Origin of the sequence: Sorangium sp. So ce296 (assembly GCF_051529605.1) — a bacterium.
Lineage (GTDB): Bacteria > Myxococcota_A > Polyangia > Polyangiales > Polyangiaceae > Sorangium > Sorangium cellulosum_D.
Genome location: NZ_CP150325.1, coordinates 5706533 through 5729150, shown reverse-complemented (window position 1 = coordinate 5729150; position 22618 = coordinate 5706533). Strand labels below are relative to the sequence as shown.

Annotated in this window: 24 protein-coding genes; 11 read left to right on the top strand and 13 right to left on the bottom strand. The window is 72.2% G+C overall.

Going from position 1 to position 22618, the window contains the following annotated elements:
* The first annotated feature begins 44 nt into the window (after positions 1–44).
* A complete protein-coding gene (locus tag WME98_RS21285; RefSeq protein ID WP_437952942.1) occupies positions 45–1010 on the top strand; it encodes a class I SAM-dependent methyltransferase in 966 nt (321 codons plus the stop codon).
* A 250-nt stretch (positions 1011–1260) separates the two neighbouring features.
* On the opposite strand, the gene WME98_RS21280 is transcribed toward WME98_RS21285, so the two are convergent.
* Positions 1261–2166: a LysR substrate-binding domain-containing protein gene (locus tag WME98_RS21280; RefSeq protein WP_437954015.1), complete on the bottom strand. Its 906-nt coding sequence runs from the start codon at positions 2164–2166 to the stop codon at positions 1261–1263.
* A gap of 114 nt (positions 2167–2280) precedes the next feature.
* On the opposite strand from WME98_RS21280, the gene WME98_RS21275 reads away from it, so the two are divergent.
* Positions 2281–2988 (top strand): DUF6640 family protein, encoded by a 708-nt coding sequence (locus tag WME98_RS21275; protein WP_437952941.1) that lies wholly within the window; start codon positions 2281–2283, stop codon positions 2986–2988.
* A gap of 16 nt (positions 2989–3004) precedes the next feature.
* Entirely contained in the window at positions 3005–3637 is a 633-nt protein-coding gene (locus WME98_RS21270) for a HupE/UreJ family protein (protein WP_437334828.1), read from the top strand.
* Positions 3638–3877: 240 nt separating this feature from the next.
* Here WME98_RS21270 and WME98_RS21265 read toward each other — a convergent pair whose 3' ends face one another.
* The 7 genes from WME98_RS21265 to WME98_RS21235 form a co-directional block, all read right to left on the bottom strand.
* Entirely contained in the window at positions 3878–4231 is a 354-nt protein-coding gene (locus WME98_RS21265) for a hypothetical protein (RefSeq protein WP_437952940.1), read from the bottom strand.
* Between the two features lie 178 nt (positions 4232–4409).
* A complete protein-coding gene (locus WME98_RS21260) occupies positions 4410–5336 on the bottom strand; it encodes a hypothetical protein (RefSeq protein WP_437952939.1) in 927 nt (308 codons plus the stop codon).
* A gap of 155 nt (positions 5337–5491) precedes the next feature.
* A complete protein-coding gene (locus tag WME98_RS21255; protein ID WP_437952938.1) occupies positions 5492–6319 on the bottom strand; it encodes a hypothetical protein in 828 nt (275 codons plus the stop codon).
* On the bottom strand, positions 6316–6948 hold the full coding sequence (locus tag WME98_RS21250) for an RNA polymerase sigma factor (protein WP_437952937.1): 633 nt from the start codon (positions 6946–6948) through the stop codon (positions 6316–6318). Before WME98_RS21250 ends, WME98_RS21255 begins: the two co-directional genes overlap by 4 nt.
* A gap of 37 nt (positions 6949–6985) precedes the next feature.
* Complete coding sequence (locus WME98_RS21245) at positions 6986–8101, bottom strand: hypothetical protein (protein ID WP_437952936.1); 1116 nt, start codon at positions 8099–8101, stop codon at positions 6986–6988.
* Positions 8102–8246: 145 nt separating this feature from the next.
* Positions 8247–8972, bottom strand: coding sequence for an SDR family oxidoreductase (locus WME98_RS21240; protein ID WP_020741903.1), 726 nt, complete (start codon positions 8970–8972; stop codon positions 8247–8249).
* Positions 8973–9043: 71 nt separating this feature from the next.
* Positions 9044–9310: a hypothetical protein gene (locus WME98_RS21235; protein ID WP_437952935.1), complete on the bottom strand. Its 267-nt coding sequence runs from the start codon at positions 9308–9310 to the stop codon at positions 9044–9046.
* Between the two features lie 56 nt (positions 9311–9366).
* Between WME98_RS21235 and WME98_RS21230 the strand changes: the two genes are divergently transcribed.
* The 6 genes from WME98_RS21230 to WME98_RS21205 all read left to right on the top strand — a co-directional run bounded on the left by WME98_RS21230 (position 9367) and on the right by WME98_RS21205 (position 17177).
* The gene (locus WME98_RS21230; RefSeq protein ID WP_437952934.1) at positions 9367–10143 is read left to right on the top strand and encodes an ABC transporter ATP-binding protein; all 777 of its coding nucleotides are present in this window, start codon (positions 9367–9369) and stop codon (positions 10141–10143) included.
* Positions 10140–12248, top strand: coding sequence for a TonB-dependent receptor (locus tag WME98_RS21225; protein ID WP_437952933.1), 2109 nt, complete (start codon positions 10140–10142; stop codon positions 12246–12248). The genes WME98_RS21230 and WME98_RS21225 overlap by 4 nt, the downstream gene beginning before the upstream one ends.
* A gap of 39 nt (positions 12249–12287) precedes the next feature.
* A complete protein-coding gene (locus WME98_RS21220) occupies positions 12288–13721 on the top strand; it encodes a DUF3526 domain-containing protein (RefSeq protein ID WP_437952932.1) in 1434 nt (477 codons plus the stop codon).
* Positions 13718–15178 (top strand): DUF3526 domain-containing protein, encoded by a 1461-nt coding sequence (locus WME98_RS21215; RefSeq protein WP_437952931.1) that lies wholly within the window; start codon positions 13718–13720, stop codon positions 15176–15178. Before WME98_RS21220 ends, WME98_RS21215 begins: the two co-directional genes overlap by 4 nt.
* Positions 15179–15333: 155 nt before the next feature.
* Positions 15334–16485, top strand: a complete 1152-nt coding sequence (locus WME98_RS21210) for a methionine aminotransferase (RefSeq protein WP_437952930.1) — start codon at positions 15334–15336, stop codon at positions 16483–16485.
* A gap of 209 nt (positions 16486–16694) precedes the next feature.
* On the top strand, positions 16695–17177 hold the full coding sequence (locus tag WME98_RS21205; protein WP_437952929.1) for a hypothetical protein: 483 nt from the start codon (positions 16695–16697) through the stop codon (positions 17175–17177).
* Between the two features lie 17 nt (positions 17178–17194).
* On the opposite strand, the gene WME98_RS21200 is transcribed toward WME98_RS21205, so the two are convergent.
* The 5 genes from WME98_RS21200 to WME98_RS21180 are packed head-to-tail and all read right to left on the bottom strand — an operon-like array spanning position 17195 to position 21268.
* Entirely contained in the window at positions 17195–17551 is a 357-nt protein-coding gene (locus tag WME98_RS21200) for a response regulator (protein WP_437952928.1), read from the bottom strand.
* A 16-nt stretch (positions 17552–17567) separates the two neighbouring features.
* Complete coding sequence (locus WME98_RS21195) at positions 17568–18302, bottom strand: response regulator (protein WP_061623967.1); 735 nt, start codon at positions 18300–18302, stop codon at positions 17568–17570.
* Between the two features lie 21 nt (positions 18303–18323).
* On the bottom strand, positions 18324–19841 hold the full coding sequence (locus tag WME98_RS21190) for a sensor histidine kinase (RefSeq protein ID WP_437952927.1): 1518 nt from the start codon (positions 19839–19841) through the stop codon (positions 18324–18326).
* Positions 19842–19866: 25 nt separating this feature from the next.
* Positions 19867–20607 carry an ATP-binding protein gene (locus WME98_RS21185; RefSeq protein ID WP_437952925.1) on the bottom strand — a complete coding sequence of 247 codons (741 nt, stop codon included), beginning with the start codon at positions 20605–20607 and terminating at the stop codon, positions 19867–19869.
* Between the two features lie 55 nt (positions 20608–20662).
* Positions 20663–21268: a response regulator gene (locus tag WME98_RS21180; protein WP_437952923.1), complete on the bottom strand. Its 606-nt coding sequence runs from the start codon at positions 21266–21268 to the stop codon at positions 20663–20665.
* A gap of 577 nt (positions 21269–21845) precedes the next feature.
* Here WME98_RS21180 and WME98_RS21175 point away from each other — a divergent pair.
* Both WME98_RS21175 and WME98_RS21170 read left to right on the top strand, forming a co-directional pair.
* The gene (locus WME98_RS21175) at positions 21846–22043 is read left to right on the top strand and encodes a hypothetical protein (protein ID WP_437952922.1); all 198 of its coding nucleotides are present in this window, start codon (positions 21846–21848) and stop codon (positions 22041–22043) included.
* Between the two features lie 36 nt (positions 22044–22079).
* On the top strand, positions 22080–22571 hold the full coding sequence (locus WME98_RS21170; protein ID WP_437316766.1) for a GreA/GreB family elongation factor: 492 nt from the start codon (positions 22080–22082) through the stop codon (positions 22569–22571).
* The last annotated feature ends 47 nt before the right edge of the window (positions 22572–22618 follow it).

The window sequence follows — 22618 nt, the reverse complement described above, 5'->3', positions numbered from 1 at the left end:
CCTTGGACTCCCCTGCTCGTGAGGCCCGACCAAGGTGTGCTGTCATGGGAAATGAGTTCTCCGGTAACCCCTCGCATTCGGCCGAGTATTTCGGCGACACGCGCGACGGCTGGTGGAATCGCGACTACGTCGAGCTCCTCGCGCGGCGCTGGGGCCTGAGCCGCGTGCGCGAGGTGCTCGACGTCGGGTGCGGCGTCGGGCACTGGGGGCGCGTGCTCGGCGGCGTTCTGCCCAGGGCGGCCCGCATCACCGGCGTGGACCGCGATCCCGTCTGGGTCGAAAAGGCCGCCGAGCGCGCGGCGGCGCGCGGGGACGCGGAGCGGTTTCGCTATCAGATCGCGGTCGCCGAGCGGCTGCCGTTCGAGGCCGACACGTTCGATCTCGTGACGTGCCAGACGGTGCTGATCCACGCCGCGGATCCGGGCGCGATGATCGCCGAGATGGTCCGGGTCGCGAGGCCGGGCGGGCTCGTGGCCGCGGCCGAGCCGAACAACCTGGCCGGCGCCCTGCTCGACGCGGCCGCGCTGCGGGCGCCGGTGGAGCAGACCGTCACCCTCGTCCGCTTCCAGCTCCTGTGCGAGCGGGGCAAGGCGGCCCTCGGCGAAGGGAACAACTCGATGGGCGAGCTCGTCCCCGAGCTCTTCGCCAGGCACGGTCTCATCGACATCCAGGTCTATCTCAACGACAAGGCGGGCGCGGTCCTGCCGCCCTATGCGTCCGCGGAGCAGCGCGCGACCGTGGAGGAGATCGCCGACTTCGCCCGGCGCGACTTCTGGATCTGGAGCCGCGCCGACACGCATCGCTATTTCCTCGCCGGCGGCGGCGAGGAGCGCGCGTTCGACGACTGCTGGGCGGCGGCGATGGCCGCCGTCCGCAGCAACGCGGAGGCGATCGCCCAGAAGACGTACGCGAGCGCCGGCGGCAGCGTCGGATACATCGTGTCCGGGACCAAGCCGTCGCCGCCGTCGAGCCGACACCTGAGCTCCCCGGACCTGCGCCGGGATCGATGACGCCGGCGAGGTGACCGCCGACCCCGGGCCCCGCGCTGGTTCCGCGCGTCAGAAATCCGGCCAGAGAAACCGGTCAATCGAGCGGTGACCATCTTCGCCTTCTCGAGCTCGACGACGTTCCGGGTCCTCCCGCGCCCAACGGGGCCGGCCCCTGGTAGCCTCCGCCGCGCCGCCGACCGACCGGTGAAAACGAACGGAGGAAGACACACCACCACGCTGTGCGTGCGTGACGACGTCGACGAAAGGGCGCTTACGACCGTGAGGTGGCGCGATCCGAGGAGCCGGATGCTAGCTTCACGAAGGCGCGTACAGCGCCGGAGGTCTCGTCAGCGCGGCCGATCAGGAGCAGCTCGGCGAAGACGTTCTTCGGCGCGACGAACGGACGATAGACGATGCGGGGAACCTTCACCTGAATCAGCGGTTTTGGAGCCAGCGCCACGCCCAGGCCTGCGCCGGCCAACGACAGCATGCTCAAGGTGGTGTCGGCGCGGTGGACTCGGCGCGGCTCGCGTCCTATCATGAGAGTTAATCTCTTCAGCACGTCGCCACCGGCCTCTTCCGATGGGAACATGATGAGCGGCTCTCCAGCGAGCATCTTCGGCGTCACGCGCCTGTGCGCCGCGAGCGTGTGCTCCTCTGCCATCGCGACCACCAGCGACCAAGCGCCGATCGGTTGGACGCTCAACCGCGGATCTGCCTTGAGAGCGAACGCCGGGCAGTAGCCGACGTCAACCTCGCCGGTCAGCACGGCTTCCGCCTGCCTCGAAGGTGGCATCTCGCGCAGCTCGATCTCCGCGGCAGGATGGGCTTTGCGGAACGCTCGCAGGTGGTCCGTCGTCTTGCCAGTGAGGATCGCGTTGCCCGCGTAACCGATGCGAACTTTGCCGATGTCGCCGCGCAGCGATTGCTGGACGATCGCCTTGGCCCGCTCCGCCTGCGCGACCGCCCGCTGCGCCTCGACGACCAGCAATGCGCCGGCTTCGGTCAGCTCCACGCGCCGACTCGTCCGCACGAACAGCGCGCCGCCGATCTCGTCTTCGAGCGCCCGAATCTGCATGCTCAGCGCCGGCTGAACGATGTGCAGACGCTGCGCGGCGCGGCCAAAATGGCGTTCTTCGGCGACGGCCAGGAAATAGCGAAGGTGTCGTAGGTCCACGACATTCGACCGTACCATGGATCAATCAGCAGATCAAATCGATCGATTGGATCAATATATTGTTATTTTTGCAAATGGACGGCTATGGTCTTCGCGACTCACCGCGGAGAGCCCATGAATAATCATGTGCGGGAGGGAAAGGTCGGGCTCACGGCCATGTCGGTCGCATCGATCTCAGGGACGTTGGCCTTGTGCAGCTGCGAAGACCCTGGTTCGAGGGGGGCTGGCTTCATCAAGATCGGCAATGCCGACGGGGCCGGTCCGCTCGCGATCCTCGGCGAGGTTACTATGAATTTCAACGCAAGGTGGCCGCGCCGACGAGGGAAGCGGGCTATTTCAAACAACGTGAGTCAGGAGCCTACCACCATGAACCGAAGTACCCTTGGAAGAGTCGTTCTCACGTTCGTTCTGGCGAGCGGCGCCATCGTCGCTGTCGGCGTGGACTGGAATAAAACCCACCTGTTCAACCCTGCATGGCATGAGCATGCGCGCTTTCATGACGCCCTCATGCTGCTCATCCTGTGTGGCGTGACGATCGTCGGATTGTGGATGATGTGGCGGCGGTCCATGGAGCCGCAGGTCGGGTTCAACGTGGCGGCCTGGATCGTCGTCATCATCTGGACGCCCTTCTTCTACATTACGTGGCTCATCCCGGGGACCAGCCTGCTCGCGGGACCCGACGTGCCGCTCCCGGTCGTCGCGGGCGTCCCGCTCTACCCGAACGTGCTCATCGCAGGTACCGAGCTCTTGCTCGCGGCGCTCGCCTACAAGCTCTTCCACAGCGATCCTGCATCGACGGCAGCGCGCGCGGCGAACGCCTGACGAGGAGAGGCGCTTCATGAAATCCACGATCCAAAAGACGATGGGATGGGCCTCACGTCCCGGCGCGCGCGCCCTGCTCGTCGCCACGCTCGTCTCGTGGCCCACCGTGAGCTGGGCGCACCCGGGCGGCGCCGATGCGGGATTTCTGAAGGGCCTCTTTCATCCGGTGTTCGGCGCGGACCACCTGCTCGCGATGGTGAGCGTTGGTGTCGTCAGCTCGCAGCTCGGCGGAAAGCACCTCCTCCGGATCCCCGCCACGTTCGTCGCCGCGATGCTGGTCGGCGGCCTCCTGGGAATGGCGCGATGGCCCATGCCCCTGGGCGAGCTTTGCATCGCGGCGTCGGTCGCGGCGCTCGGCCTCGGCATCGTCACCACGACCCGTGGCTCCTCACCGTTCCTGCTCTCCGGATGCGTGGCGATGTTCGGTGTCTTTCACGGACATGCCCACGGCCTGGAGATGCCTCATGCGGTCAGCCCGGCGCTGTATGCCATGGGCTTTCTGCTGAGCACGACCGTGCTTCATCTCTGCGGTCTCGTCCTCGGCGAGCTCGCCGCTGGTCGAGAGTCCCTGTCGCGGGGGCTGCGCTATGCCGGCGCCGCCGTGATGGGGACGGGGATGGTCCTTCTGGTGCGCGGAGCCGGCATCTGACTGGAAGCGGCTCGCCGCGACGGATGCGGAAGGCGAAGAGGGGGGGCCTCGGGATCCGCGATGAACTTCGCCATCATCTGCGTGCCGCAGGGCGCCGCACCGGCGGGCCTCGGACGCGACGTCCGTCTCGGTCAGAGGGAGGTCGTCCACCCCTCCCGTGCACGCCGAAAGGATCGCTGCACTTTGCCCCCGGGCTCGCGCCTACGGAGGTGCGCCGAGCGGCGGCGCCGCGACAGGTGGTCAGCTCGCCGTCCAGGTGCCATTCACTCCTTCGCAGATCGGCTTCACGACATCCTCCGTGACTATCTCCGAACTATAATAATACAGCGTCATCGTCTCGCCGTCGCGGGTGAGGATGCAGGTGCCGAGGACGTCGTCCCTAGAGCAGCTATCGACGAGCTTGGCCTCGACGTCTCCGGAGCTCTTGCACTGGCTCTCCTGTTCACCCGTGCCGTCGTCGTCGATCTCACCGCAGCTATGGACCGCCACACCGCTGGCGGTGCCGATGAAGTCGCAAGCGACCTTGCCCGCGACCTGACCATCACCGCCACACCCTGCGATGAACACGAAGACGGTGATAAGAATGTTGCGCATGACGAATCCTCCTTGATCAGCGCCCAAAGAGGCGCGAAATGGTGACGATCACTGCAGCCCCCGCTGGGCCCTCCCCAATCGACCGAGGAGAGCCCGGAGCGATGGCGGGCCACGACAGGGGCCCACCGGGCGCCGGCCCCGGAGAGAGCAGCTTGGGAGGCGCTCGAGGGACAACCCATCAGAACGTGCCCGAGGCCGTGAGGCCCGCGCTGCCGTCGGGTCCCGACGGCGCGACGCGCAGGCCGGCCCTGCGCAGGTCCCGCTCGTAGGACTGCGCCGGATGCTCGCGCTCGAACATGGCGGCGATCGACCAGGTGGCGTTGAGGAGACCGAGCGACAAGCTCCACATCCGCTGTCCCACCGGCAAATCGCCGTCGAGCGCCGGCACGGTGGCCGCGACACTGCCGAGAGCGACCGGAAGGTAGATCGCCCAGCTCGGGATCGCAGGCGCGGTGCCCAAAAGGTCCCGCTCGATGCTCGCGATCTGCGCGCCGGACAGCCGCGCGCGCCACGCGGGCGTCGCCACCAGCGCGTGGTCTTCGCGAAGCCGGGAGACTGGCGTGTAGTCGGACAGCGCCAGGTTCAGACCGGAGAGCAGGCCGGCCGCGTAACAGCCCGCCGAGAGCGCGACCGGCGTCACCCTCGCGGACGGGGCGTCCTCGATGAACGCGAGCCCGAGCCACAAGCTCCCTTGCGAGAGCAGCGTGGTGGCCGCGAGGGTGTTGAGCCGGTAGGTCTCCGGCACGGCCAGCGAGGCGAGGCCTCCGGCGAGCAACGTCGCGGAGCCGGAGGCGAAGGCGATGAGCGGCGGCGCACCCAGGTCCCCGGCCAGGCTCATCGCGAGGCTCACCCCGCCGATACCGCTGACGAGGATCGGCAGCCTTTTCCCCATGGAGTGCAGCCTGATCGCGTCGTGGAAGTGCGTGGCCAGGAGCGCGGCGCGCTCGCGCCGCTCGGCGATGTCGTCCCGGAGCTCGGTCTCTTCCCACCCGGGAGCGAGCGCCTGCTGCGCCGCGGCGCTCGCCGGCAGCGAGAGGCCCGCCACCGCCGCTCCGAGCGCGGCTGCCTTCCGCGCGCGGCGCATGATCCATGATGACCAAACCATGAGAGACCTCTCCGCTGAGCTACCGCGTGTCGACTGCGCTCGACACGTCAGACGAACCGACCACGATAGGCCCACTCTCCGGGGCCCTCAAAAGCACGTTGCCGGCGGCGCGCGCGCCGCGCGCGCGAGGAGCCATGTCCGCGCGCGCCGCTCGATCACGGCTCCGTCGTCGCGCCGAGGAGCGCGCGCACGCCGGCGGCGTGCGGGCTCGTCGGGCGCGAGGCGAGGAATCGCTGGCCGAGATCGGCCGCGCGGGCCCGATCGCCGAGGCGGATCAGCGCTTCGATGCGGAGCACCGTGGCCTCCTCGCCCATCGCGCTCCGGGGGAACCTCCTGTCGTAGGCGTCGAGCGCCGAGAGACACCCCGCCGCGTCGCCGGCGCCAAGGGCGTCGCGCGCGCGATCGATCATGGCGACCTGCTCGCCGAGCGTGTCGGTCGACGCGACAGGGGCGGAGCGCGAGCGCGGCGCCGCGCTCTTCGGGCGCGGCGGGCTCGCGGCGGCAGCGGGCGCTGGGCCCGGCGGGGCGCTCGCCTGGACCGGGATCGGCGCGCGCGTCGCAGGCTCGGAGGGCGCCGGCGCCGGCGCGGGCGCGACGGGCGGTGCGCTCACGGCCGGCGGCTCGCCCGCGGTGGGCGGCGCGCTCACGGCCGGCGGCTCGCTCGAGGTCGCCGCCGCGGAGGAGGGCGCCGAGGGACGGAGGAGCGCGACGCCCGCGCCGACGAGCCCGACGCCGATCGCCGCCCCGAGGCTCCACTTCGCGAGCGAAAGCAGCTTGCCGGCCGCCGCCTTCGGCGCGGGCGCGGCGGATGCGCCGGGTGCGGCGGGCGCGCCGGGCGCGGCGCTCGTCCCCACAGCGAGCCCGGCGATGGCGAGCGCGCGCGCGCGCGCCGAAGCAGGCGGCGACTCGCGCTTCCACGAGCGGAGCAGCGCGCGCTCGAACTCGGTCGTCTCCTCTTCTCCGAGCCGCTTCGGATCGGTCATCGCTTGCCTCCGCCGTGCAGCGCCCTCGCCTGGACGCGCCTCGCGATCGCCCGAAACTCCTCTCGCGCGCGGCGGAGGCGGGACGCCACGGTCCCCTTCGGGAGCCCGAGCATCGCGGCGATCTCCTCCGTCGGCACGCCCTCGAGCTCGAAGAGGACGAAGACGACGCGGAGGTCCTCCTCCATCGCGTCGAGCACCTCGTCGAGCAGCGCGCGCGCCTGCTTCATCTCGACGAGCTGCTCCGGGTTCGGCGCGCCGTCGGCCGCGATCGCCGTCGCCTCGTCGTCGCAGAGCTCACGCCGGCGCGCCCCGGCCCGGCGCGCGTTCGCCGCGACCCCCAGCGCCGTCCCGAAGAGGAACGAGCGCTCGCGGCCGGGCGCGATCTCGCCGAGCTTCTGGTACGCGATCAGGAAGACGTGCTGCGCGGCGTCGTCGGCCGACCCGGCGGGGACGCCCAGCCCGCGCAGCGAGCGCCAGATGAAGTCGAAATGCGCGTCGACCAGCGCGCGGTAGCGCTCCGCGGAGGGCGGCGGCGCGCCCTGCTCGGCGCGCTCCGCGTGCGCCGTCATGGCCGCGTCGCGCGCCGCCTCCGCGCGCACAGGGTGGTCGGCTGAGATCGCGCTGATCATGGTTTGCTGCAGCTATGTTCGGAGGCGGGCGCCGGGATCACGGAATCGTGAGCCCGAGCCCGAGCGCGGAGACGCCCTCGATCGGCGGCGGGCGGGCGACGACCTCGGCGCCCTCGGCGAAGAAGCCGTCGCGCAGCAGCGGCATGCGGAGCCCGGCCTCGGCGTCGAGCGCGAGCGGGCCCCAGAGCGGCAGCCGAGCGCGCACCGGCAGGGCGAACGCGAGCCACCCGCGCGTCGCCTCGCGCGCCGGGGCGACGCCTCGGCGGCGCGCCGCGACGAGGCCGCCCTCGACGCGCGCGCAGGGGGAGAGGCGCACGGGGCCGAGCCCCGCGCCGATCGGACACGCGTCGGCGGCGAGGGCGGCGAGCAGAAACGACGCCGCGCCGCCCGTCGACGGGGTGTCGGAGGACGCCTCGAGGGCCGCGCCGAAGCGCAGCGGGCCGACGCCGCCATCGGTCGCGGCGAACGGGGGCTCCGCGAAGACGCGCGCGCCGAAGGACGGCGGGCCGATCATCGCGCCGAAGAGGAGCTGCGCGCCGAGCGTCAGGCGCGCCGCGACGTCCGCCGCTGGCGCGGGCGGCCGCGCCCACGCGCTGTCGGCCCGCGGGGCGCTTTCCCGCGGGGTACCTGCCAGCGGGGCGCTGGCCGGCGGCGTCGGCGCGGCGGCGGCGCTCGCGGACGCGGAAGGCATCGGCGCCGCGACCGCGGCGGGCGCCTCCCCGGCCTGGGCGTCGATGGCGAGCGCGGTCACCACCGCGAGCGCGGCGACGACATCGTCGCAGGTGTCACCCGCGACATCGCGATCGGACACCGCCCCGCCCGCCGCGCGGACGCCGAGGCGCCCGGTGAAGCGGCGCTCGCGCCGCTCGATGGTCACCACATACGCGCTCGCCGCGTCCCCCTCCCCGACCTGCCGGCGGAGGCGGGCGCCGACGCGCGCGCGAAAATCCGCCTCCGTCGGGCATCCAGCCTCCGCGCGATACTCGACGCGCAAGGGCGCAGCGGGCGGCTGAGCGCGCGCGACCGCGCCGCCGGCGAGCGCCGCCGAGACCAGGAAGAGCCGTGCCGCGGCGCAGCGTGACCTCACGTGGAAGCCACTATGGCACCGCAGGACCGGGATGACGACGATCGAACGGTTCGGGCGACGCGTCACGGATCGCTCGTCCACCGCGGGCCGCCGTCCGCTGGGATGGAGGATTCAAGGGCGCTCTGGCACGTGGTCTTCATCGAGTGACCGTCGGCCAATCGCCTGAAGAAGAAGACGTCATGTGCCCGTCGTCCACGCGGAGCGGGCGGCGCTACGTGGCCTCGTTCATCGGCCGCATCACGATCTGCACGATGCGCGAGCGGTCGCGCGGCAGCGCGGCGAGCACCACGGCCTCGGCGACGTCCTCCGCGGTGGAGAAGCCCTGCATGCGCTCCGAGCCCGCGGTGCGCCCGTCGCCGAGGGCGAAGTGGGTCTCGACGCCGCCCGGGCAGACGGCGCTCACCTTGATGTTCTCCTGCCAGAACTCGCGGTCGAGCGCCTGCGTCAGGCCGACCTGCGCGAACTTGGACGCGCAGTAGATGGCCTCGTTGGGATAGCCCTGCAGGCCGGCGACGCTGGCGACGTTGATGATGTGGCCGCCGCCCTGGCGGCGCATGTGGGGGATGACCTCGCGGCAGAACAGCCACGTCCCCTTCATGTTGGTCGCCATGATGCGGTCGTAGTCCTCCTCGGACCACTCGAGGAAGGGCCGGTAGCCGCCGATGCCCGCGTTGTTGACGAGGATGTCGATCCGCCCGAGCTCGCGGATCGCCCGCTCCACGCACGCGGCCACGGAGGCGGCGCGGGTGACGTCGGCCTCGATCATGAGCCCGCGCCCGCCCGCGGCGCCGAGCTCCCGCTCGAGCGCCGACAGGTCCGCCGCGGTGCGCGCCACCCCGACCACGACGGCCCCCTCGCGGCCCAGCGCGAGCGCGCTGGCCCTCCCGATTCCCCTGCTCGCCCCGGTGATGAGCGCGATCTTGTCCTTGAGCCGCATGTGTCCCCCTGTCTGCCGCGCGGAGGCGAGCGAGGCGTCGCTCCCCTCGGGCGCCGGCGGCGGGGACCGTATCACGCGCGCGGGGCGCCGGGGCGGAGCCGGTAGGCGACCTCGGGCGGAGCGCCGCCATCCAGCCAGGCCCGGGCGCGATCGCCCTCGCTCCCCGGGTTGACCCACACGATCGTCCGGAGCGAACGGACCCGCCGCGAGGCGCCGGCGAACAGGCCTCGGGCCGCGTCGTCCAGGGGAGGTCGGCGGAGCTGCGGCGGCGCCGCGTCGACCGCCAGGCTCAGTAAAGACGTGAATACAAATGCATAACATTTGCAATTGACTTTCAATTGTGCCGATCGCATAGCGTGCGCCGCCGGCGGCGATCGCCCCCGGCGGACCTGCCATGCTTACGGCGAACAAGCTTTCGAAGTCCTACGGGGGAATCCCCGCGCTCGACGCGCTCGATCTCGAGGTCCCGGCCGGAGAGGTGTTTTGCCTCCTCGGCCCCAACGGGGCGGGCAAGACCACCACGCTGAGCCTCTTCCTCGGCTTCATCAGGCCTTCCTCCGGCGCCGCCCACGTGGGCTCCACCCACGTGGAGCCCGACCCCATCGCGGCGCGGCGGCAGATCGCCTACGTCCCGGAGCAGGTGCGGCTCTATCCGCACCTCACCGGCTGCGAGAACCTCGCGTATTTCCTCGGCCTGTCGCGGGCGCGCGTGCCCTCTTCCGCGGAGCTCTCGCGGCTGCTCACCGCGGCCGGCCTGCCCGAGCGCGCCGTGCACCGCCCGGCGAGCGGCTACTCGAAGGGCATGCGGCAGAAGGTCGTCCTCGCCCTCTCGCAGGCGAAGGGCGCCGGCGCCCTGCTCCTCGACGAGCCGACCTCCGGGCTGGACCCCGGCGCCGTCCGCGAGCTCTGCGCCGCGATCCGGCGCGAGAGCGACCGCGGCGCCGCCGTGCTGATGGTGACCCACGACCTCGGCGCCGTCGCGAGCATCGCGCACCGGATCGGCGTCATGAAGGCCGGCCGGCTCGTCGAGGTCACGGGCGCCGCCGGCATGTCCGAGGCCGACGTCCTCGCGCTGTACCGCCGGCACTTCGACCCTCCCGGCGACGCCGCTCCCCCGCTCCCCCCGCGCAGCGGCGCGACCGCCGCTCCCGCGCCCGAGGCCCTGTCATGACCCCGCGCGCGCGCACCTCCGGCCTCGCCGCCGCGCTCGCCGCGCTGCTCTCGACCCCCGCCGCCGCGGCGGCGCCCCCCGAAGGCGCGGCGCCGCCGGAAGGCGCCCTCGAGACCGCGGCGCCCGAGGCGCCCGCCGACCTCGGCGAGGAGGTCGTCGTCGTCGGCCACCGGATCGGCCCGCTCGACAGCGCCGACGTCGTGGCATCGGTCGATATCCTCGGCGGCGAACAGATCCAGGAGCAGAGCGCGGCCGAGCCGCTCGAGCTGCTCCGGCGCGTGCCGGCGGTTACCATCGAGTCCTTCAACCAGGGCATCATCAACGCCGACATCGGGCTCCGCGGCTTCAACACGCAGGGCGACGTCGCCCACACGAAGCTCCTCATCGACGGCATCCCCAGCAACCACCACGTCGGCCTCCCCGACATGAAGGCCGTCTTCCCGCTCGAGATCGAGCGGATGGAGGTCGTCAAGGGCACGAACGACCCGCGCTACGGGCTGAACAACGTCGCTGGCAACATCAACGTCATCACCCGCAAGACGGGGAACGAGCGCATCGCCCGGCTCCTCGCCGGGAGCTTCTGGACCGTCGAGCCCCAGGTGCTCGTCGCGACCGAGCGCGACGCGCTCAGCCAGACCTACTTCGCCGGCTACCGCGGCTCGGACAGCTACCGCGATCACGCGAGGACCGACCGGGTCGCCGGCTCGGCCAAGTGGTTTTACGAGCCGTCCAGGGAGCTCCGGGTCGGGCTCATCTTGCGCGGCATGCTCCTCGACGCCGACGCCCCCGGCTACCTGTCCGGCGACGACGCGCGCGCGCGCCCCACGACGTCGCCCGCCCACGCGGCCACCGACGGCGGCCGGCAGACGACCCTCCACGCGAGCGTCCACCTGGATCGCGAGCTCGCCGACGGCCTCTCGTGGCAGCTGAAGGGCTATGGGCAGGCGTTCCTGCGGGACCGGTGGGTGAAGTTCGATCCCGACCTCGACCAGCAGCTCCGGGTCGAGGACGACCGGCAGTACGGCGCGATCTCGGTGCTCACGTACCGCGCGCGCGACCCCCGGGCGCTCGGCCTCACCGTCGAGTGGGGGGTCGACTACCAGCTCCAGGACAGTCGATACCAGCGCATCCCCACGGTCGAGCGGAAACGGCAGAGCCCCGCGTTCCGCGACGAGGACTTCGCCCTCCACGCCGTCGGCTCCTACGTGCAGGCGAGCGCGAGCCCGATCAAGCCGATCAAGCTCGTCGCCGCGCTGCGGGCCGATCGCCTGGCCGGCGCCGGCAGCTTCCTCGAGCAGCCCGAGGGCGAGGCCGCCCGCAGGGTCGATTACGACCTCAACGACTACGGCTTCATCTGGCAGCCGAAGGCGAGCGTCATGGTCACGCCCGTCAAGGGGCAGAGCGTGTACGCGAATTACGGGCGCACGTTCCAGATCGGCACGGGCAAGGGCGCCTATGCCGTTCAGGGCACGCCGCTCGATCCGTCGATCAACGACGGCTGGGAGGTCGGCCATCGATCGAGCGTCTTCCCGTGGGTCACGAGCCACCTCGCCTATTGGGAGCAGCGCGCGAGCGGCGAGGTGCGGGACAAGGGCGACGGCTCCGGCGACGTCGAGAACGTCGGCGAGACGCTGCGGCGCGGCTTCGACGTCGAGCTCACGCTGCGGCCGTTCGATTTCCTCTCGGTGTGGGGCGCGTTCAGCCGCACCCTCTCCGAGCAGGTCGAGCCCGGGCCGGCGCTCGCCGCGAACAAGGGCAAGGAGCTCAACCACGTCCCGAGCTTCAGCGCCAAGGGGGGAATCGACCTCCACCCCGTGCAGGATCTGCTCGTCTCGCTCTTCTGCTACGCGCAGGGCGATTACTACCTGAACAAGGAGAACTTCACCGAGGAGCACGGCGCGCGGAAGGTCGGCGACTACGTCGTCGTCAACGCGAGCGCGGCCTACGACGTCACCGAGGCCCTCTCGGTCGGCGCCGAGGTGAACAACCTGCTCGACCGGTCGTACGACACGTCCATCTGGTACAAGGACTTCGGCGCCGTAGGGTCCCAGCACAACCCGGGTAACGGTCGCTCGGCGTACGTGACTGGCACCTTGAGCTTCTGACGCTGCCGCGGTCCGACGAGACCCTCAGGGAGTCAGCGCATGAGAGCCCTCTTCACAGCGGCGCGGCACGAGGCGATCCGCGCTTTCCGCAACCGCACCTTCCGCGTCGCCGCCGCGCTCGTCGCGGCGCTCCTCGTCGCGGCGTTCCTGCTCGAGGCCGCGCGCCACACCGCCGAGGCCCGCCAGCGCGCCGCCCTCCAGGAGCTCGTCCACCGCCAGTGGGTCGAGCAGCCCGACCGCCACCCGCACCGCGCCGCCCATTATGGGTCCTTCGCCTTCCGCCCCCCGAGCCCGCTCGGCTTCTTCGATCCCGGGCTCGAGTCCTTCGCCGGCACATCCATCTTCCTCGAGCCGCACCAGCGCAACGCCCTGAGCTTCAGCGAGGCCGCGCAGTCGAGCGAGCTCGCGCGGTTCGGGACCCCGAGCGCCGCCTTCGTCCTCCAGGCGCTGCTCCCGCTGCTCCTCTTCTGCATGACCTTCGCCAGCGTCGCCGGCGAGCGTGAGGCGGGCACCTGGGCCCTCGCGCTCTCGCAGGGCGTCACCGCGCGCGTCCTCATCGCCGGCAAGGCCCTCGGGGCGCTGCTCGCCGTCGCGCTGTGGCTCGCGCCGCTCCTCGCGCTCGCGTTCGCGGGCGCGCTGCTCACAGGCGTCCTCGACGCCTCCGGGGACACGCTCCTGCGCGCCGCCCTCCTCGCGGGCGGCTACGCCGTCTATCTGGTCGCCTGCGCGGCGCTCGGCGTGCTCGTCTCGTCGTTCCACCGCCGCGCGCAGGCCGCCCTCCTCACGCTGCTCGGCCTCTGGGTCGCGCTCTGGATCGTCGTGCCGCGGCTCGCCACCCAGGCCGCGAGCCGCCTCCACCCGACGCCCTCGCGGGCCCAGGTCGAGCTCGACCTCGCGCGCGCCATCCGCGACGTCGGCGACAGCCACGATCCCAAGAACCCCCATTTCCAGGAGCTGCAGCGCCGCACCCTGGCCGAGCACGGCGCCGCGCGGGTCGAGGACCTCCCGGTGAACTACGGAGGCATCGTCATGCGCGAGGGGGAGCGGATCACCACCGAGCTGTTCAATGAGTATTATACGCGCCTGTTCGACGCGCACCGCGCCCAGGACGGGCTCGCGCTCCGAGCGGGCCTGTTCACGCCGCTGCTCGCGATCCGGTCGTTCTCGATGGGGCTCGCGGGCACCGACGCCCACCACCTCGTCGACTTCGAGCAGCAGGCCGAGGCGCACCGCTACGCCTTCATCCAGCACCTGAATCACCTGCACACCACCAAGATCCGCTGGCACGACGACAAGGCGCAGCGGGTCGATCGGGCCGAGTGGGGCGAGTTCTCCCCCTTCCAGCACAGGCGGCCTCCCGCCGGCTGGGCGCTGTCGCGCGTCGCCCCGGCGGGGCTCGCCGTGCTCGCCTGGGCGGCGGCGCTCTCGCTCGGCGTCGCGCTCTTCACCCGCCGAAACGGAGAGGCGACATGAGCCCCTTCCTCGCGTGGGCCCGCCTCGAGCTCCGCCAGCTGCTCCGCGCGCGGGTGCTCCTCGTCACCGCCGCCCTCCTGCTCGCGGCCGGCGCCGCCGCCATCGTGGACGGCGCGGCCCGCGTGGCCGCCGAGCGCGAGGTCATCGCGGCGCTCGAGCCCGCGCTCCGGGAGGAGGAGCGCTATCTCCGCGAGACCCACGCGCCGAACGACGATCTCGGCCTCGTCCTCTATTACCTCGCGATGCCTATCGCGCACGCGCCGAACGAATGGACGGCGCTGTCGACCGGGCTGCGCGACGTGCACCCCTACAGCCGGCACCTGCGCTTCATCGGCCTCGTGCCCCAGCTCTACCAGACGGACATCGCCAACCCGCTCAAGCAGCTCGCCGGCAGCTTCGATTGCGGGTTCGTCCTCATCTTCCTCGTCCCGCTGTTCATCATCGGCGTGAGCTACGACGTCCGCTCGCGCGACGACGACCTCGGCACCGAGGCGCTCGTCTGCTCGCAGCCGACGCGCCTGTCGCGCCTGCTCGCCGTCCGGCTCGCGCTACGCGCCGCGCTCGTCTCGGCCGTCGCGCTCGCGCTGCTCGCCTTCGCCGCCGCCTGGCTCCGGCTCCCGCTCGACGAGCGCGCCGGCGCCTTCGCGCTCGCCTCGCTCGCGTACGTCGCGCTCTGGTTCGTCCTCGTGTTCCTCGTGGCCTCGCTGCGCCGCTCGTCCGCGTGGAACGCCATCGCGCTCGTGGGCGCCTGGATGGCCTTTTGCGTCCTCCTGCCCGCGCTCGTCAACCTCGCGATCCTCACGGCCTCTCCCGCCCGCGGCGGCGTCGAGCTCACGCTCGCGCAGCGCCAGGAGATGAACGCCGGATGGGACCGGCCGAAGCGCGCCACGCTCGATCCGTTCTTCGCGCGGCGCCCCGAGTGGGCCTCTACCCCCGTGCCCGAGGACCGGTTCTCCTGGCCCTGGTACTACGCCATGCACGAGATGGGCGACGCGCACGTCGCCCGGGAGGTCGAGGCGTACCACGCGGCGCTCGCGCGCCGGGAGCGCTGGACCGAGCGGGCCGCCCTGGCCCTTCCGCCCCTCGCGCTGCAGCTCCTGCTCGACCGGATGGCGGGCACGGACATGGCCACGGAGCTCGCCTTCCGGGACAGCATCGCCGCCTACCACGAGCAGCTGAAGCGCTATTTTTATCCGCTCATCTTCAACGACAAGGGCCTCGCGGCGTTCGACGTCGACGCCGTCCCGCGCCACCGCTTCGCGGGCGCCGGGCAGCCGGTGCACCTCTCCGCGCTCGAGGGGCTCCTAGGCTTCGTCGCGCTCTTGGGTGTCATGATCCCGCGGGCCATCCGGCGCATCGACGCGACCCCGGAGCGCGAGGATGCGGACGCCGCGCTGAGACGCCCGCTCCGGCAGGCCGCCGGAAAGGAGCCCCGGGTCCCCGCTGCGGATTGCTGACGCGCGACGGGCGACTTTCGGAGCCGCGCGGCGGAGCTCCCGCGCCACGCGCGCCCGGTCTGGAGAGCGCGACGGATGCCTGCGGGCTGGCCTCGGCTGCGGCGCTCGCGCTCCGCGGCGCGCGGCCGCGCAGAAGGGGTGATATAGAGCCTCTCATGACCACGCCCGCGTTCCCATCGAAGCTGCCGTCGACCGGCGTCAGCATCTTCACGGAGATGACGCGCCTCGCGAACGAGCACGGCGCCATCAACCTGTCGCAGGGCTTCCCGGATTTCGACTGCGCGCCGGAGCTCGTCGAGGCCGTGGCGCGCCACATGCGCGCCGGCCACAACCAGTATGCCCCCATGCAGGGCGTGCTGGCCCTGCGCGAGGCGCTGGCGATGAAGATCGAGCGGCTCTATGGCCGCCGCTACGACCCGGCGACGGAGATCACGGTCACCTCGGGCGCGACCGAGGGCATCTTCAGCACGATCACCGCGTTCGTCCGGCCCGGGGACGAGGTCATCCTGTTCCAGCCCTGTTACGACTCGTACGCGCCGGCCGTGCAGCTGAACGGCGGAACCCCCGTGTTCGTCACGCTCCGTTTTCCGGAGTACCGCGTCGACTGGGACGAGGTGCGGCGCGCGCTCACGCCGCGCACGCGGCTCTTGCTCATCAACTCGCCGCACAACCCGACCGGGACGGCGCTGTCGGCCGACGACATGCGCGAGCTCGCGAAGGTGGTGGACGGGCGGGACGTCCTCGTCGTCGGCGACGAGGTCTACGAGCACATCCTCTTCGACGGGCGCCGGCACGAGAGCCTCGCGCGGTATCCGGAGCTCTCGGATCGCTCCGTCGTCATCAGCTCCTTCGGCAAGACGCACCACACGACCGGCTGGAAGGTGGGCTATTGCGCGGCGCCGCGGCAGCTCTCGGCCGAGATCCAGCGGGTGCACCAGTTCGTGACGTTCGCGGTGAACGCCGCCATCCAGCACGCGTATGCCGAGGTCGTGATGCGCGACCCGCTCGCCGCCGATCTCGCGGCCTTCTATCAGGCGAAGCGGGATCTCTTCCTGAGGCTCATCGAGGGCTCGCGGTTCCGCCCGCTGCCGTGCGAGGGCACGTATTTCCAGCTGGTCGATTACTCGGCGATCACGGCCGAGCGAGACGCCGATTTCGCGCTGCGCCTCATCCGCGAGCACGGCGTCGCCTCGATTCCCATCTCCCCGTTCCTCTCCGGCGTGGAGCCAGGGCCCGTCCTGCGGTTCTGCTTCGCCAAGCGGGACGAGACGCTGGAGCGCGCGGCGGAGAGGCTGCGCCGGGTCTAAACGGCCCACCGCTGCGGCCCCGCGGCCTATCGGCGTCCGCTCCCGTCGAGCCCCAGGATCACCCACATCGGCCATCGCACCGCGCGTCCGGCGGTGGAAGCGGCGCTGCGAACGGAAAAATGAGCCTGCTTGCCAGCGAAGCCGGCCCCCCATAGCATGAACGGTTGCGGGCTCGCGGAGCCTCCGCGCTTCGAGAGGACGGGCGGATCATGCTTAGGATCAAACACGCACAGGCAGGCGCGCTGGACGACCTCTCGCTGACCGGCGCCGAGGCGCGCCCTCCGGCCCGATCGGAGCGGGAGCGGCTCGCCGGCCCGCGCGACGCCGCCCCGCCCGGCGAGGGCCGCCTCAAGCCCGCCCCCGCGCGGCGCTGCGTCACGGCGCGCGCCGTCCGCTCCGACATGCTGCTCGTGCTGCTCGCCGCGCTCGCCGCGCTCGCCGCCGGCGGCGCCCTCGGGTGCGGCCACGCGTGCAACCACGGCTTCTCGCCGTGCCCGGCGGTGTCCCCCGCGACCACGGTGTCGAGCTCGGCGGCCGCGAAGGGCACCTGCCCGACCGAGTATCGCCCCCTGTGCCCGGGCCTGGAACCCCGCTGCGTGACCGACCGGAACGGCTGCCAGGTCTGCGATTGCGCCGAGACCGGGGCCGCCCCGCTCCACCCCCGCGACGTGCAGCCGCCCGAAGCGCGATAAGCCGCGCGCCCGAGGCGTCAGCCGACGAGGTGCCGGAGCCGCTCAAGCAGCTCCGGGAAGCCGATCCCCTTGGAGAGCACCGCGTCGGGCGGCGGCGCCCCGCCGAGGTCGTCGCCGCCGCTGCCGCTGAGCAGCACCGCCTTCACGGCCGGCAGGCGCGCCCGCAGCGCCGGCAAGAGGTCGGTGCCGAAGCCGTCGCCGAGGTTCTGATCGAGCAGCGCGAGATCGTACGCCGCGCCCTCCGCCGCGAGCATCCGGCCGGCCTCGGCGAACGAGCCGGCCAGGTCGACCTGGAAGCCCTCGTCCTCGAGCAGCGTCGCGAGCACCATCCGCGACGACGCGTCGTCGTCCACGAGCAGCACCGTCAAGCGCATGCGACCCCCTCCGCCCTCAGCACGTCCCTGGATCGCTCCTGGCGCGCGCGATCGTGTGCATCAGCTCGCGCACGCCGAACGGCTTGTGCAGGCAGGCGTACCCGCCCCGGCTCGTGAACGCGTGGATCAGCTCCGGCGCCGCGTGGCCGGTCATCGCGATCACCGTGATCGGCCTGCTCATCCGCCGGAGCTGCTCGTACGTCTTCATCCCGTCCAGGGACGGCATGAGCAGGTCGAGCACGCACACGTCGACCGCCTCGTCGCGCGCGCGCTGGATCGCCGTCTGCCCGTCGTACACGGCCTCGGCGCGCAGCCCCGCCGCGTTGAGCCCCGCCACGATCGACTCCGCCACGGCGGGGAGGTCGTCCACCACGAGCACGCCGCGCGACCCGAGCGCCCGCGCGACGATCCGCATGAGGTGATCCATCGAGAACGGCTTGTAGATGACCGCGTACACCCCCTCGCCGATGCCCTCCTCGATGAGCTGCTCGATCGCGAACGCGGTCATCAGCACCACCGTGAGATCCGGCTGGACCCGCCGGAGCTCCCGGAACGTCTCGACCCCGTTGAGGCCGGGCATCTTCACGTCGGTCAGCACGAGCGCGAAGCGCTGCTGCCGCACGAGCTCGAGGGCGTGCGCGCCGTCGCGCGCCTCGACGACCTCGTACCCTTCGAGCTCGAGGTTCGCGGCGACGGTGGCGCGCATCCCCTCTTCGTCGTCCACCACGAGCACCCGCCTGGTCGCTTCCATCGACGGCTGTCCCTTCCCCGCTCACGCGGGCTGCGCCGAGTGTACCTCCGGCGCCGCCGCGAGCGGCAGCCGGATGATGAACGTCGTCCCCGCGCCGGGCGCGCTCTCCACCCCGATCGCGCCGCCGTGCAGCCGGACGATGCCGGCGGTGATGGCGAGGCCGAGGCCCGTCCCCTTCAGCTTCGTGCTGAAGAGCGGCTCGAAGATCTTCGCGAGGTGCTCTCGCTCGATCCCCGCCCCGTCGTCCTCCACCGTCAGGACCAGCGCGCCGTCGCACACCCGCGCAGACGCGACCACGCGGCCCTCGCGCCCGGCCGGGATCGCCTCGGCCGCGTTCTGGATCAGGTTGACGAGCACCTGACGGAACTGGTCCTTGTCGAGGCTCGGCACGGGCAGCGCGGTCGGCACCTGGTTCACGAGGCGCACGTGCGCGGGCGCCTCGACGACCGACATCGCGTCGTCGACGAGGGGCGCGAGCGGGCACGCGGAGCGGCAGAGCCTGCGCTCCCGCGCGAAGTCCAGGAGATCGCCGATGATCCGGGTGCACGAGAGCAGCTCCTTCTCCATGAGGACGAGGAACTGGGCGACGCGCGGGTCGGCGCCGAGCTCGGTGCCGGCGAGGCGCTTCTTGAGGTAGTACGCCGCGTTCCGGATGGCGCCGAGCGGGTTGCGGAGCTCGTGGCCGACGCTCGCCGCGAGCTGCCCGATGGCGGCGAGCCGCTCGACGCGCAGCCGCGACTCCTGGGCCTCGCGCAGGCGCTCGGCCATGTGGCGGAGCGCGGCGCCGATGCGCCCGAACTCGTGCTTCCCGAGGTCGGGCACGCGGTAGTCGAGGTCGCCGCCGGCGATGCGCCGCGAGCACTCGGCGAGCGCGCTGAACCCCCGCGCCATCGCGCGCAGGAGCCCGCCGAGGAGCGCGACGAGGAGCACGAGCGCCGCCGTCATCGAGGCGACGCTGGCGATCCGGATCCGCGCGCTCTCGCGGCCCGCCGCGGCGGCGTTCCGCGCGACGTCGCGCCGCGCGTCGAGGATGGCCGCGTCGATGTGGGGCAAGAACCCGCGCTCGTACTCGTCCTCGGGTCGCTCCACGAACCGCCGGTGGGCGGCGAGCCGCTCCCCGCCGGTCGCCATGCGGGTCACCTCCCCCACGTCCCCGGCGATCGTCGCGAGGCTCGCGCGCATCTTGCGCAGCCGCTCGTCCCCTTCCTGCGCCTCGCCCGGCTCCTCGCGGAGGCGCGGATCCGCGACCCACGCCCGCTCGATCGCCTCCACCGCGGCGAGGTCCCGCGCGACGACCTCGGTCAGGTAGCGGAGCTCCTCGGTGTCGCCGCCGCCGAGGGAGATCTCCGCCGCCTCCCGCATGTAGCGGCCGGCGTGGTTGGCGAGCGTGATGTGGCGGGTGAGCTGCTCGTACGACAGCTCGGAGCGCCGCTGGAGCAGCGAGAGCCGGTCGGACGTCACGTAGAGCGCGCCCGAGGCGAGCAGGACGACCGCCGCGGCCACGGCGAAGATCAGCGCGAGGGTAGCGCGGATGCTCATCGCGGCGCCTCCGGCGCGCCCGCCGTCACGGCGGCGGCTCCGCGGGGCCGGCCGCGGGCGGCGGCCCCGGCGTGGCCGCGAGGGGCAGCTCGATGCACGCCCGCGTGCCGCGGGGCGCGGCGTCGGCGATGGTGAGCGTGCCGTAGTAGCGGCGCGCCACGCGCCCGGCGATGTTGAGCCCGAGGCCGAGGCGGCCGGGCTTGGTGGTGTAGAACGGGCGCGCGATCGCCTCGCGCTCCGCCTCGGGCACGCCGGCCCCGGCGTCGCTGACCTCGATGCGGTAGCGCGCGCCGACCACGCGCCCGCGCAGCGTGACCACCCCGCCGCCGGGCATCGACTCCGCCGCGTTCTCCACGAGGCACCGCACCGCCACGGACAGCTCGGCAGGATCGAGCTCGACCACGCCGTCCACCGCGTCGAGATCGACGCGGACCTCGGGCTCGGCGATGCGCGCGCACGCCGCGGCCAGGCGGACGCACTCGAGGGCGCTCGCGCTCACCGGCCTGCGCCGGAGGTGCGGCCTCGCGTCGGTGACGCCGTCGACGAGCGCGCTCGCCGCGATCGCCTCCTCGTCGATGACGTGGAGGAACTGCTCGACCCGCGGATCGCCCTGGAAGGCCTGCTCCCGGGCGATCTTGCGCTTGAGGAAGAACGCCGCGTTGCGGATCGTCCCGAAGCAGTTGCGCAGATCGTGGCGCATCGCCGCGACGATCTCCTCGGCCGTCGCGATCTGCTCCGCCGCGCCGAGCGGATCTCGGCTCATCATCGCGGGGCGCCACCTCCGCCGGCCCTCTCGGCGCCGTGCACGCCGCGGCGGGCCGTCACTTGAGGGTTCGGGCCGGGAGCCCGGCGTCCACGAGCCGCGCCCCGCCGAGGGAGATCGACGTGCGGGAGGACGGGGGCGGGTACGAGCTCACCCTGGCGCGCTGCGAGGACTCCGGCGCGTCGCGGGTCTCCGGCGACCTGTGCGACGGCGCGCTCCGCAGCGAGGGGGGCGCGACGGTCTCGCGCGGCGTGGACGACGAGCCCGCGAGCGCCTCGACCGACCGCCTCGTGCTGGCGAGGCGCGCGAGCTCCAGGACGATCCGGGTGGTCCGGGCGGGATCGAACGGCTTGAGGATGACGTAGTGACGGCCGCCCTCGCTGGAGCGGATGAACTCCTCGGCGCCGGTGATCAGCAGGCAGCTCGTGTAGAGCGGCAGGGCGGCGACGCGCTTGAGGAGTTCTTCGCCGTTCATCCCCGGCATCTTGTAATCGGAGCAGACCACGTGGAACTGGCCTGTGTGCAGCAGCTCGAGCGCCCGGTGGGCGGACATGCAGGTCGTGACGTCGACGTCATCGGCGAGGATCGCCGCGATGCTGTCCAGCATCCTCTGCTCGTCGTCGACGACGAGCACGCGCAGCCGCTCCTGGGCATTCAGGCTCACGATACTCCTCTTGTGTGCTCGTACGGGGATGGAACGCCGGCCTGGCGAGCGATCACGGGAGCCCTCGCGTCATGTCCCGCATGCCGCTCGGATCGCTCGCCAGAGCGAGGTCTCACGGCGCAACCGCGCCGCGGCCTCGCGCCCTCGTGCCGCTGCATTCCACCTCGGAGCAGCGGCGTTGGCAGATTAGGAATCTACACCACCGACCCTACTCGGTAAAGGAATTCCTGAGCTCGTGCGCGATCGTCATCGTGCGGGTGCCTCGTCGCGAAAGGAGCGCCCGTTGCTCCAGGCTGATCCTGGCCGCTCCGGGCTGCTCCTGGCCGCTCTTGCTCACTGCGTTGTTCACCGTTTTGAAACACTCGATTCACGCGAACGATAAGCGCGTCTGCAGCCAGCGCTCATGGATTGCACCTCTGCAAGGAACGCGTGATTTCAACTCTGCTCCACGAAAGAGGCCTCCATTGCAGATCCGCAAGGAGCGCCTCGATGTCGCTCGTCGGTCCTCGGTCGCCTCCTGTCGTTCTCGGCCGCCGTCGAGCGCGGCTCCTCCGGGAAGGTCGGCCCGAAGGTCGATGTGCTCGCCCGGCTCGAGCGCGGTGGGAACACGGTGCGCGGGCGTCACTTCTACGCTCACCTCGGCGTCGATCTCCCGCTCGCCGGGTCGGTCACCGATACCGGCGACATCGCGCTCAGCGCCCCGGGGCGAGGGGCGCTCCGGAGCGCGCCAGCCCCCGCCCGTCCCGGGCAGCGCTCCTGGCTGACAGCGGAGTGACCGCCGCGATCCGGTCTGGTAGGGTGTCGGCCGTCCATGCCTCCGGCCATCGACAAGCGTGCGCTGCTCGCGGCCCTCAAGGACCAGCTCGCCCGCGAGCTCGAGCGCTCGACCGAGCGGGCGCGCGACGCCGCAAGCGCGGCGACGCACGAGGAGAACCGCGCCGAGGGCGACAAGGACATGCGCGCCACCGAGGCGTCGTACGTGGCGCGGGGCCACAGCGAGCGCGTGCATCAGCTCGAGCAGGCGCTCGCGAAGCTCGGCGCCTGCGCGGTGCGCGACTTCGGCCCCGGCGCCCGCATCGAGAGCTCGGCGCTCGTCGAGCTGGAGAGCGGGAAGCGGCGCGCGCTCTATTTCCTGCTGCCGGCCGGCGGCGGCGAGCGCATGCAGTTCGAGGGGGTCGAGGTGCAGACCCTCGCGACGACGAGCCCGCTCGGCGCGTCCCTGCTGGGCCTGTCGGAGGGCGACGAGGCCGAGGTCTCCACGCCGCAAGGGACGCGCATCTACCTGATCGCCAGCGTGCGGTGAGGCCACACCGCGCGGGCCCGCGTCGGCGGGCAGCCGGCTGGCTGCCG